At 70.4% G+C, this 10816-nt stretch carries 11 protein-coding genes; 6 read left to right on the top strand and 5 right to left on the bottom strand.

Going from position 1 to position 10816, the window contains the following annotated elements; all coding sequences use genetic code 11:
* Complete coding sequence (locus tag OIE74_RS02200) at positions 1 to 336, top strand: trypco2 family protein (RefSeq protein ID WP_329377798.1); 336 nt, start codon at positions 1 to 3, stop codon at positions 334 to 336.
* Positions 337 to 426: 90 nt separating this feature from the next.
* Here the strand turns inward: OIE74_RS02200 and OIE74_RS02195 are convergent, their stop codons facing one another.
* A complete protein-coding gene (locus OIE74_RS02195) occupies positions 427 to 1554 on the bottom strand; it encodes a type III polyketide synthase (protein WP_329377796.1) in 1128 nt (375 codons plus the stop codon).
* A gap of 10 nt (positions 1555 to 1564) precedes the next feature.
* Positions 1565 to 2773: a cytochrome P450 gene (locus OIE74_RS02190; protein ID WP_329377794.1), complete on the bottom strand. Its 1209-nt coding sequence runs from the start codon at positions 2771 to 2773 to the stop codon at positions 1565 to 1567.
* Positions 2774 to 3112: 339 nt separating this feature from the next.
* Here OIE74_RS02190 and hemC point away from each other — a divergent pair, with 339 nt between their 5' ends.
* The 3 genes from hemC (at position 3113) to ligA (ending at position 7339) form a co-directional block, all read left to right on the top strand.
* A complete protein-coding gene (gene hemC / locus OIE74_RS02185; protein ID WP_329377792.1) occupies positions 3113 to 4048 on the top strand; it encodes a hydroxymethylbilane synthase in 936 nt (311 codons plus the stop codon).
* A gap of 110 nt (positions 4049 to 4158) precedes the next feature.
* Positions 4159 to 5082 carry an LLM class F420-dependent oxidoreductase gene (locus OIE74_RS02180; protein ID WP_329377790.1) on the top strand — a complete coding sequence of 308 codons (924 nt, stop codon included), beginning with the start codon at positions 4159 to 4161 and terminating at the stop codon, positions 5080 to 5082.
* 91 nt (positions 5083 to 5173) lie between these two features.
* Positions 5174 to 7339: an NAD-dependent DNA ligase LigA gene (gene ligA, locus OIE74_RS02175; protein WP_329377788.1), complete on the top strand. Its 2166-nt coding sequence runs from the start codon at positions 5174 to 5176 to the stop codon at positions 7337 to 7339.
* A gap of 11 nt (positions 7340 to 7350) precedes the next feature.
* On the opposite strand, the gene OIE74_RS02170 is transcribed toward ligA, so the two are convergent.
* Entirely contained in the window at positions 7351 to 8352 is a 1002-nt protein-coding gene (locus tag OIE74_RS02170; protein WP_329377786.1) for a GlxA family transcriptional regulator, read from the bottom strand.
* 52 nt (positions 8353 to 8404) lie between these two features.
* Here OIE74_RS02170 and OIE74_RS02165 point away from each other — a divergent pair, with 52 nt between their 5' ends.
* Positions 8405 to 8809 (top strand): cupin domain-containing protein, encoded by a 405-nt coding sequence (locus OIE74_RS02165; protein ID WP_329377783.1) that lies wholly within the window; start codon positions 8405 to 8407, stop codon positions 8807 to 8809.
* 69 nt (positions 8810 to 8878) lie between these two features.
* On the opposite strand, the gene OIE74_RS02160 is transcribed toward OIE74_RS02165, so the two are convergent.
* Entirely contained in the window at positions 8879 to 9373 is a 495-nt protein-coding gene (locus tag OIE74_RS02160; RefSeq protein WP_329377781.1) for a hypothetical protein, read from the bottom strand.
* A gap of 122 nt (positions 9374 to 9495) precedes the next feature.
* Here OIE74_RS02160 and OIE74_RS02155 point away from each other — a divergent pair, with 122 nt between their 5' ends.
* A complete protein-coding gene (locus OIE74_RS02155; RefSeq protein WP_329377780.1) occupies positions 9496 to 10251 on the top strand; it encodes a hypothetical protein in 756 nt (251 codons plus the stop codon).
* Between the two features lie 80 nt (positions 10252 to 10331).
* Here the strand turns inward: OIE74_RS02155 and OIE74_RS02150 are convergent, their stop codons facing one another.
* Positions 10332 to 10646, bottom strand: coding sequence for a nuclear transport factor 2 family protein (locus tag OIE74_RS02150; protein ID WP_329377778.1), 315 nt, complete (start codon positions 10644 to 10646; stop codon positions 10332 to 10334).
* Positions 10647 to 10816 lie beyond the last annotated feature (170 nt).

The raw sequence follows: 10816 nt of genomic DNA, 5'->3' as shown, positions 1-10816 counted from the left end.
ATGAGCGCGCGTGGCGGACGTGGAGGATACGACGGAGCGGAGACCGTCGGTCTCGCCGAGGTGATCGGCCGGATCCGCGAGGAACTGGAAGAGGCGCGGCGGGGCGGGCGTGACAGCGGGCTCCAGTTCCGGGTGGAGCGGGTGCACGTCGAATTCTTGGTGCAGGTACGGCGCGAGGGCACCGGCAAGGGCGGGCTGAACATCGGAGTCGTCACGGCGGAGGCGGGTGCGACGGCGGCGCACGAGAGCATGCACCGCATCGAGATCGAGCTGATGCCGCACGACAGGGACGATCCGCCGGAAGGACCCGGCTTCCGGGTGGGCGGCCCGAGATAGCCGCGTCGAGAGGGTGTTCCGCGAGGTGCCGGACGGGACAGCGGTCCCGTCCGGCACCTGAGGACAGCGGCGGCCGGCTGCCGGGCCGGATCAGCCGGCCGCGTCCGAGCCCGCCATCAGGACCGGCGTCGGAAGGATCACTTCCCGTTCGATCTGTCCGCTCTCCCGGCCGGCCACCGACCAGGTGCCGAGGGACAGTTCGGCCGTGATGCCGGGCCCGAAGCCGGCGATCACCCCGCGCGCACCGTGCTCGGCCCCACCGTCCTCGAAGAAGCGGTCCAGCGCGTCGAAGACGACCGCGCTCGCGATGTTGCCGCGCTCGGTGAGGGTCGCCCTGCTGTAGCGGAACATCTCCGCCGGTACGTCGAGGTACTGGCAGAGGTCGTCCAGGATCCTGGGGCCTCCGGCGTGCACGATGTAGAAGTCCAGTCCGGACACGTCCCAGTCGTGCGGTTCCGCCATCTCCCGCATGGCGGGCGCGAGGACGGACATTGTGCCGGGCACCCGCTTGTCGAGCATGAAGTGGAATCCGGTGTCACGGACCGCGTAGGAGATCCAGTCCTCCGTGTCGGGCACCAGATGGGAGCCGTTGCGCTCCAGACGTACGCCGGTGCCTCCCTCGCCCCGTACCACCGCGGCGGCGACGGCGTCCCCGAAGAGGCCGTTGGAGAGCAGGTTGCCCACGGCGAGGTCCGTCGGCTGGTAGCAGAGCGAGCAGAACTCGCAGCACACGATCAGTACGTTCGCCTCCGGATACGCGGAGCAGAAGTCGTGCGCCCGGTTGATGGCCGCACCGCCCGCGGCGCAGCCCAGTTGAGCGATCGGCAGCTGCCGGGTCTCCGACGTGAAGCCCATGGTGTTGATGAGCCACGCGGTCATCGAGGGCATCATGAAGCCGGTGCACGACACGTAGACGATCATGTCGATGTCCCGCGGAGTCAGTTCGGCGTGGTCCAGCGCACGGAGTACGGCCTCCGGCACCCGCCTCTTCGCCTCCGCCTCGTAGACGGCGTTACGGGTGGTGAAGCCCGGATGCCGAAGAGTCGTCTCGATGGGCTGCACCAGACGCCTGGTGCGGACACCGGTGTTGCTGATGAGCCGTACCGCGAGTTCGAGTTGGGGATGGTCGGGGTGGAGCTCCCGTGCCAGCTCCACGGTCTGTTCCAGCGTGATGACGTGCTCGGGGACTGCGATGGCGGGCCTGCACAGAGTTGCCATGATCAGCTCCTTACCAGGTGACCGGCAGGGCGAGCGGGTATCGCCAGATCGAGACGGTGTTCCACCGCACCTCCTCCGCCGGGACGGCCAGACGAAGGTCGGGGAAACGGTTGAGCAGTGTGCCGATGGCGACTTGGAGCACCATGCGCGCCAGGTGGGCGCCCAGACAGTGGTGGCTGCCGTAACCGAAGGTCATGTGCACGGCGGGGTTCTCACGGTGGAAGTCGAGCTCGTCGGGGCGGTCGTAGGCGAGTTCGTCACGGTTGGCCGTCAGATAGGACACATGGACCGTGTCGCCGGCCTTGATGACGACACCGTCGAACTCGACGTCCTCCGTCGCGACGCGGGGGATGCCGACGCCCTGGCGGAAGGGGATGTGGCGCAGCAGTTCTTCCAGGGCCTGCGGAAGCAGTTCGGGCCGGGCGCGCAGCTCGGCCGCGCGCTCGGGCTGAGTCAGCAGTGTATAGACGATGTTGCTGATGTTGTACGTGGTGGTGTCGTGACCGGTGATCACCAGGAGCATGGCCAGCACGGCGAGTTCGTCCGCGTCGAGCATCTCGTCGCCGATGCGCGCCGTGGCGAGGCCGCTGATCAGGTCCTCGCCGGGTGACCTCCGCCGCTCCGCCGTCAGCTCCGAGAAGTAGGCGCGCAGCCATGCCTTCGCCTCGACCGCCGAATTCCGGTCGGCGGCGTTCATGGACATCATGTCCATGGCGCGCTGGCGCAGTTGAGGGCGGTCCGCCTCCGGTACGTCCAGCAGCTCGCAGATCGTCATCAGCGGCAGCCGGTCCGCGAGATGGTCGGCGATGTCGGCCGGAGCGCCGCTTCTGGCCATGGTGTCCAGCAGGCCGTCCACCGTCCGCTGGGTCCACGGGCGCAGCGCCTCCACCTGCGGGGTGGTGAAGGCCTTGGTGATCAGCTTGCGCACCCTGTTGAGCGCGGGCGGGTCCATCAGGTTGATCGACTCGGACTGCGCGATGGGCGCCGGAGTGATCCGGGGGAAGTCCCGCCCGATCAGGGCGGCTCTGCTGAAGCGGCGGTCCGAGGTGACGGTCTTCACGTCCTCGTACCGCGTCACCAGCCAGCATTCGCCCTCGCCGTACGGCATGCGCACACGGGCGACGGGCGCCTCGACACGCATCCTGGCCATGAAGGGGTCGGGTTCCAGGGCCTCGTCATGGCGGAAGGGGCAGGTCTGTACTGAGTCCACGCCGGTCATCACGGCACTCCCACGGGCAAGAATGGTCACTCACGGTGACGTTGGCTCTGAGTTCATTCCGTACGGGGGGAGCCGCCATGCGCCGCGATGCCAAGCTCACCTGTACGGGTAACCGGCGGATTCGGGCGTACTCGGTCCGACACCGTGTGCGGGCTTCGAAGGGACGTGGTCGTACATTCGGCCATCTGCTTACGTCGTCTTTACATCGCTCCCCCGAGCCTGCCGCGGCCGCTTCTCTCGCACACCTGACCGAGGCGGCCAACGCGCGCTCCGCGCGGGTGTGATGGGCGGCCGGGGCGGGTGCCGGGAGCGCACTCCCGAGGCTCTAGGGTGAACGCCATGTCCACCCCAGAACTGATCCGCATCGTCTCCCGCGACTCGCCGATGGCGCTCGCACAGGTGGAGCGAGTGCGCGCCGAACTGACCGCGCTCCACCCCGGCATCGCGACCGAGGTCGTCCCGGTCAAGACCACCGGCGACAAGTGGATGGGCGACCTCTCGCTGGTGGAAGGGAAGGGCGCCTTCACCAAGGAGGTCGACGCCGCCCTCCTCGCCGGACAGGCCGACCTCGCGGTGCACTGCGTCAAGGACGTCCCCGCCGACCGGCCGCTGCCCGCCGGGACCGTCTTCGCCGCCTTCCTGAAGAGGGACGACATCCGCGATGCCCTCGTCCACCCCGGCGGACACACCCTCGACGAGCTGCCCGCGGGCACCAGGGTCGGTACGTCGTCCGTCCGGCGCGTCGCCCAGCTCGCCGCCTCCCACCCGCACCTCATCTGCGTACCGATGCGCGGCAACGCCAACCGCCGGCTGGAGAAGCTCGCGGCCAAAGAGGCCGACGCCCTGCTGCTGGCCGTCGCCGGTCTGGAGCGGATCGGGCGCACCGACGTCATCACCGAAGCGCTGCCGGTAGACCTGATGTGCCCGCCCATCGGCGCCGGGATCCTCGCCCTCCAGTGCCGCGAGGACGACACGGACACCATCGACGCCGTCTCCGGGCTCGGCGACCCGGACACGTACAGGGAAGCCTCCGCCGAGCGGATGTTCCTCCATGTCCTCCAGGGACACTGCAACAGCCCGATCGCCGGATTCGCGCACGCGGAGCGCAGCGGCGGCCTCTCCCTGCGCGCCCGGGTCTTCACCCCGGACGGCAAGACGGTCCTCAACGCGCACGAGTGGGCGGGCCCGCTCGACCCGGCGACCCTCGGCACGTCGGTGGCCGTGGCCCTGCTCCGGCAGGGGGCGCGCGAGCTGATCGACTCCATCGCGCACTGAGGGTCCTTCTCGCGCGTCGGCGGCCAAGACAGGTTCGCCCACGGCGAGATGACACACAGCTGTCACACAACAGCGGAATGTGAGACCGGCGGGCGTGGGTTCTCGCAGACATGACTGTGGGAGTGGCACTCAACGCGACGGATCCCGACAACCAGATCGACGCCACCGTACGGCTCGCCGAGGAGGCCGCAGCGGCGGGACTGCGGTCCGCCTGGTTCGGCCAGACCTTCGGCGCCGACTCGCCGCAACTCGCGGCGATCGTGGGACGTGAGGTACCGGCCCTCCAGGTGGGTACGTCCGCGATACCCGTATTCGGACGGCACCCGCTGACCGTGTCCAGCCAGGCACTCACCGCGCAGGCGGCCACGCACGGGCGCTACCATCTCGGCCTCGCTCTGGGCACCAAGCTCCTCACCGAGGGCGGCTTCGGCATCCCGTTCGAACGCCCGGTCGCGCGGCTGCGTGAATTCCTCACCATCCTGCGGCAGTTGACCGAGACCGGAAACGCCGACTTCGACGGCGAACTGCTCAGCGCACACGCACTCGTCCCGGCGCGGGTACCGGGAGCCGACGCCGGTGTACCGATCCTGGTCGCCGCGATGGGCCCGCAGGCGCTCCGTGCCAGCGGCGAACTGGCGGACGGGATCCTGCCGTACCTCGCCGGGCCGCGCGCGCTGGCCGAGCACATCGTGCCGGCCGTCACCGCGGCGGCGGAGGCCGCCGGCCGTCCCGCGCCCCGGATCGTGGCCCTCGTGCACGGTGTGGTCACCGACGACGTCGACGCCGTACGCGAGAGGGTCACCGAAGCGCTCGCGTTCTACGAGCAGATCCCGTCCTACGCGCGCGTCATCGAACTCTCCGGCGCCAAGCGCGCCGTCGACGTCGCGGTGATCGGCGACGAGCGGACGGTGGCCGCGGAGGTGCGCCGCTACCGGGACGCCGGTGCGACGGAGGTGGTGTTCTCGGGCACGGAGATCGCCGGGGACGCCGACCGGCGCCGTACCTGGGACCTCCTCGGCGAACTGGCCGGCTGACCGGGTACTCAGCGCGCGGCACTGGCAAAGCCCCTGGTCGATGCCTCTGCCAGCGGCTCAGGCGGGGGCATTGTCAGTGGTGGACGGCAAGATGGGGGACATGACGACACCCGCAGCCGTACTTGTCGACGCAGCCGCCTACGCCGTCGCGGTCGAGACCGCGACGAAGGCCGCCGCCGCTTACTACGCGACGGGCGAGAGCGCCCTCGACGACGACGCCTACGACCGCTTGGCGCGGGGCATAGCCGCCTACGAGGAGGCCCACCCGGACGAGATCTCCGCCGACTCGCCCAGCGGGAAGGTGGCGGGCGGTGCCGTCGTCGGGGACGTACCGCACACGGTGCCGATGCTGTCGCTGGACAATGTTTTCGGCGGTGACGAATTCACCGTATGGGCCGCGTCGGTGGAGCGGCGGATCGGGCGCCCGGTCGAGCGCTGGAGTGTCGAGCCGAAGCTGGACGGCCTCGCCGTCGCCGCGAGGTACGAGGAAGGCCGGCTGGCCCGGCTCATCACCCGCGGGGACGGGCTGGCGGGCGAGGACGTCTCGCACGCGATCGGGATGATCACGGGCCTGCCCGACCGGCTCGCGCGGCCGGTCACGCTCGAAGTGCGGGGCGAGGTTCTGATGACCACCGACCAGTTCGAGCGGGCCAACACCCTGCGCACGAGCCACGGCGGGACGCCGTTCGCCAATCCGCGCAGCGCCGCGGCCGGGAGCGTCCGGGCCAAGGACCGTCCGTACCAGGTGGAGTTGACGTTCTTCGCGTACGCGGCCCTGCCCCTCGCCGGGACCGGTGACGACCTGGCCGCCTCGTTCGTGGAGCTGCCGCACAGCGAGGTGCTCACGTACGTGGCGGGATTGGGTGTGCACACGACGGCCGGCACCACCGTCCCGCCGAGGACGGTGACCGACGCGGAGGCCGTGCGTGTCCGCGTGGTGGAGATCGCGGCGCTCCGGCCCGAGTTGCCCTTCGGAATCGACGGCATCGTCATCAAGGCCGACGGCGCCGCGGACCAGCTGGCCGCCGGATCGGGCTCCCGCGCGCCCCGCTGGGCGATCGCCTGGAAGCTGCCCGCGGTCGAGAAGGTGACCCGGCTGCTGGACGTGGAGTGGAACGTCGGCCGGACCGGCACCATCGCACCCCGTGCCGTCCTGGAACCGGTCGAGATAGACGGATCGACCGTCACCTACGCCACCCTCCACAACACGAACGACATCACCCGGCGGGACCTGCGGATCGGCGACCACGTGATGGTCTACAAGGCGGGCGACATCATCCCCCGGGTCGAGGCGCCCGTGGCGCACCTGCGTACCGGCGACGAGAAGGCCATCGGCTTCCCCGAGGTGTGCCCCCAGTGCGGCTCGGAGATCGACACCTCGGAGCAGCGGTGGCGCTGTGTCCGGGGCCGTGACTGCCATGTCGTCGCCTCCATCTCGTACGCCGCCGGGCGCGACCAGTTCGACATCGAGGGCCTGGGCGCGACCCGCGTCGTCCAACTCGTCGACTCCGGGCTCATCGCCGACATCGGCGACCTGTTCACCCTCACCCGTGAGCAGATCCTCGGCCTCGACCGGATGGGCGGGACCAGCACGGACAATCTCCTGGCCGCGATCGAGCGGGCCAAGGGGCAGCCGCTGTCCCGCGTCCTGGCCGCCCTCGGCGTACGTGGCACCGGCCGCTCCATGTCCCGGCGGATCGCACGGCACTTCGCGTCCATGGACGTGCTGTGTGCCGCCGACGAGGAGGCGATGCAGCGTGTCGACGGGATCGGCGTCGAGAAGGCCCCGACGATCGTGGCGGAGCTGGCCGAGCTGGCGGAGCTCATCGAGAAGCTGCGTGCCGCCGGGGTCAACATGACCGAGCCCGGTGCGACGCCTCCGTCCGACGATCCGATGGCCTCCGAGGACGGCGAAGTCGCCGCGCGCAGCGGTCCGTTGGACGGGATGACCGTCGTCGTCACGGGCGCGATGACGGGCCCGCTGGAGAAGCTCTCCCGCAACCAGATGAACGAACTGATCGAGCGGGCGGGCGGCAAGTCCTCCTCCAGCGTCTCCAAGCGCACGTCCCTGCTGGTCGCGGGGGAGAATGCCGGATCAAAGCGGGAGAAGGCCGAGCAGCTCGGGACGCGCATAGCATCGCCGGACGAGTTCGCGGAGCTGATCGCGGAGCTTCTCGATGGCGATGGGGATGGCCACGGCGATGGCGACGGTCAGGAGGTCGCCGACGCTGCGGAGGGTGCGGGCGTGGCGGCGTGAACCGGCCGGCGTCAGGCCGGTCCTGGGCCGAACCGGCGCTGGTAGGCCGACGGTGTCAGGCCGGTCTCGCGGCGGATGAGTGTCCGCAGATTCGTGGCCGTACCGAGCCCGCTGCGGCGCGCCACCCACTCGAAGCGTGACTCGCCCCGTTCGATCAACCGGCAGGCGAGGGCGACCCGTTCACCGGTGAGCCAGGCCAGCGGCGTGGTGCCCAGTTGCGCCTGGAAGCGGCGGTGCAGCGTCGCGGCGCTGACCGAGGCGCGTGACGCGAGGTCCGCCACCGCGAGCGGGGAGTCCAGCCGCTCCTGCGCCCAGGCCAGCACGGGCGCCAGCGACTCGTCCGGCTGGTCGGGCACCGGACGCTCCACGAACTGCCGCTGCCCGCCGTCCCGGTGCGCCGCGAAGACCAGCCGCCGGCTCACCGAGTTGGCGACCTCGGCGCCGTGGTCGCGGCGGACCACATGCAGCCCGAGGTCGAGCGCGGCGGCGCTCCCCGCCGCCGTGAGGATGTCACCGTCGTCCACGAACAGCACGTCCGATTCGAGGTGTACGGAGGGGAAGCGGGCCCGGAAGGAGTCGGCCCACTGCCAGTGCGCCGTGGCCCGGCGCCCGTCCAGGACCCCCGCCTCGGCGAGCGTGAAAGCGCCGCTGCAGAAGCCGACCAGGCGCGCGCTGCGCGCGTGGGCCCGCCGTACGGCGTCGAGCACGGCCGTACGGCGGGGCACCTCGACGTCGGGCCGGTTGGGGACGATCAAGGTGTCCGCCGTGTCCGCCACCGACAGCTCGGCGACGCCCGTGAGCGTGAAGAACCCGTCCCGCATCAGGGTGTTGGGCTCGGGGGAGCAGAGGCGGAAGTCGTAGAGGTCGCGGCCGATCTCGGGCCTGTGCAGGCCGAAGATCTCGGTCGCGCAGCCGAGCTCGAACGGGTTCGAGTTCTCGTCCACGATCACCACGACGCGGTGGATGCGCCCAGAGGCACCCCGGCGCGGGCGCTGCGAGGATTCTTTCGTCATATGCAATTCCTAGCACTCACGTCGGTGGCGCGGAACGGGCGAGTATGGCCGCATGAGCGATGAAACCGACCTGCCCATCTCCCTTGACAAGGCGCTGACCTCCTTCGACGCCCTGTGGAGCCCTCGTATCGTGACGCATGTCAACGACTACGACGTGCGCGTCGCCAAGGTCGAGGGCGAGCATGTCTGGCACGTCCACGAGGACACCGACGAGTTCTTCCTGGTACTCGAAGGGGAGCTTTGGATCTCGTTGCGTGAGCCTGGGGGTGAGCGCACGGTCGCGCTGCCGCGGGGAGCGGTGTTCACCGTCCCCCGTGGCACGGAGCACAAGCCGTACGCCGCCACCCGCACGGCGATCATGATGTTCGAACCCTCCGGCACGTCGACGGTCGGCGACCGCCACGACGAGATCCCGGCCCATGTCGACGCGACGACGGGCCACCAACTCGGCGCGTGACGCCGTCGGGGCGTGCCCGGAAGGTGGCGTCCGGCTCGCGGCGCGCTGCCGGGGAGACGTCGGCGTCGGCTACGCCGGCCCGTCCGGCGACGGCGGGCGGACGCCGGGGCGGACATAGGTCACGTCGAAGTCGGTCGCCCAGAACTCGCCGTCCTCCGAGCGCTCCCAGCCGCCCCTTATCGTGTCGCCGGCCTCGTTGAAGGTCGCGCTGAAGCGCTGGTGGAAGCCGGCCGCCGCGCGCCACTGCTTCCAGACGCCGGCGCCCAGGCTCGTACGGTAGACGCGTGCGACGCCCCGGCCGTCGGCGTACAGCGTCGTGAACTCGTCGGACGTGTCGTCGTAGCCGGTGATCGTGCTCGTGGGGAAGGGCGCGTTCTCTCCCCACTCCGGCGGAAGCACCGTCGAGGGCCCCAGGTCCGCACGCTGGACCAGATAAGCGCCGCCCTCCAGCCACGCGAACTCGGTCCGGACCGGACCCGCCCGGTGTCCGGCCGCCCACATGTCCCACTCGCCCACGAGAGCGTCCAGGCGGCTCAGCGCGGGGTGGGGTGTCGGATGGCGCATCGGTTTCTCCTCTTCGCGGTTCGTCGGCAGTGCTGCCCTGTGCCGGTGGTGACCCGGAATTCCTCGCGGACTCATCGCTCTCCGCTTGACCACAACCGCGGTTGAGGTTGAAAACTGTTGGCATGACCAACGAAATAGGGCCTACAGAGCCGGAGCCCGTCGAATCAGCTCTGCCCGACCTCGCCCGCCCCGACGCGGGTCTCATTCTGATGTCCCAGTGGCAGACCGACGGTCCCGAGCGGCAGCGGACGGTCATGGCAGGCGTCATGGACGTCTGGCGCGAGGCCGACCTGCCGGTGGCCTATCTCGCCCGCCACTGTCTGGCGGGATCCGACGGCCGGACGATCCTCAACTACGCGCAGTGGGCGACGTCCGAAGGACACCGGGCCTTCGCCGCCGACCCGCGGAACCAGCGGACCGTGGCCAGGGGTGTCGAAGCCCTCATCAGCGCCGGACCGCCCGGACGATTCACCCTTCACCGGTCCGTCGTCCTCGACCCCGGGGCGGTCGCGCGCAGTTTCGGGGCGATCTCCTATGACACCGGCGGGCTCGCGGAGTCGCGCGCGCTCGTCCGCGAACTGGCGGAACGGACCGCCGCCGCGCCCGCGTCGGGCACGCTGATCGCGGAGCACCTGCACATCAGCGAGGACGGGGCCCGGGTGCGGGTGCTGAGCGCGTACGAGGACGACGGTGACGACGCCGGGGACATCAGCGGCCTGCGGTTCCGTCCCTTCCGGGGACTGGTCCGCCCCCGGCGGGACCTTGAGGACACGACAGACCCTAGGGCGTGTTTGAGAAGTCCCGTCTGGCCCACGACGCCTGGCACGCACGCTCGCCGCGTTGTCGGAGTCATCCAAGTACGTCCAGTACGAGGCTGATCCTCCGCCTTGCGATCGCACGCACCAGACGCCCCGGGCCCCGCCCTACCGGGCGGACGACGCTACTTCTAAAACACGCCCTAGGCCTGGCCCGTCTCGAAGTGGCTGATACGGCCGTCGGAGACGGTGAAGGCCCAGCGCGTCCGCATGGTGCCGTACGTCGCGTTCGTGAACGTCGCCTTCAGGGCCCGGCCCTCGTCGGAGACGGTCTCGACGTCCATCCGGCCGTCCGCGGAGAAGATCTCCTTGTCCACCCAGGCCGCGAGGTCCCGTTCGCTGCCGTCGTCGGACATCGTGGCGTCCGCGGTGAGAAGGGCGAACAGGGCGTCGCGGTCGCCGCCGTTGATCGCCGAGACGAACGCGGCGACCGTCGGGTCTTCGGGGGTGACGCTCATGAGTGGTCCTCCTGGTGACTGGGTCGGTCGCGCGTACGCCGACGGCGCTGCCCGCCGCACGGACGGTGCCCCGGGCAGTGCCATCATGACGCCTGCCGCCGGGCCCCGCAGCCCGGCGGCAACCGGCCGTGCGGCGAGGGTGTACAGCCCCCTTCCAACGATGTAAGAGA

Source organism: Streptomyces sp. NBC_01716 (assembly GCF_036248275.1).
Taxonomy (GTDB): Bacteria; Actinomycetota; Actinomycetes; order Streptomycetales; family Streptomycetaceae; genus Streptomyces.
The sequence above is the reverse complement of the archived record's forward strand: the minus strand, read 5'-3'. Positions and strand labels throughout refer to the sequence as shown.

What these genes read in the sequence shown, in the direction of transcription:
- OIE74_RS02200 (WP_329377798.1), top strand. Translation starts at nt 1, where the DNA reads ATGAGCGCGCGTGGCGGACGTGGAGGATACGACGGAGCGGAGACCGTC.
- OIE74_RS02195 (WP_329377796.1), bottom strand. Translation starts at nt 1,554, where the DNA reads ATGGCAACTCTGTGCAGGCCCGCCATCGCAGTCCCCGAGCACGTCATC.
- OIE74_RS02190 (WP_329377794.1), bottom strand. Translation starts at nt 2,773, where the DNA reads ATGACCGGCGTGGACTCAGTACAGACCTGCCCCTTCCGCCATGACGAG.
- hemC (WP_329377792.1), top strand. Translation starts at nt 3,113, where the DNA reads ATGTCCACCCCAGAACTGATCCGCATCGTCTCCCGCGACTCGCCGATG.
- OIE74_RS02180 (WP_329377790.1), top strand. Translation starts at nt 4,159, where the DNA reads ATGACTGTGGGAGTGGCACTCAACGCGACGGATCCCGACAACCAGATC.
- ligA (WP_329377788.1), top strand. Translation starts at nt 5,174, where the DNA reads ATGGGGGACATGACGACACCCGCAGCCGTACTTGTCGACGCAGCCGCC.
- OIE74_RS02170 (WP_329377786.1), bottom strand. Translation starts at nt 8,352, where the DNA reads ATGACGAAAGAATCCTCGCAGCGCCCGCGCCGGGGTGCCTCTGGGCGC.
- OIE74_RS02165 (WP_329377783.1), top strand. Translation starts at nt 8,405, where the DNA reads ATGAGCGATGAAACCGACCTGCCCATCTCCCTTGACAAGGCGCTGACC.
- OIE74_RS02160 (WP_329377781.1), bottom strand. Translation starts at nt 9,373, where the DNA reads ATGCGCCATCCGACACCCCACCCCGCGCTGAGCCGCCTGGACGCTCTC.
- OIE74_RS02155 (WP_329377780.1), top strand. Translation starts at nt 9,496, where the DNA reads ATGACCAACGAAATAGGGCCTACAGAGCCGGAGCCCGTCGAATCAGCT.
- OIE74_RS02150 (WP_329377778.1), bottom strand. Translation starts at nt 10,646, where the DNA reads ATGAGCGTCACCCCCGAAGACCCGACGGTCGCCGCGTTCGTCTCGGCG.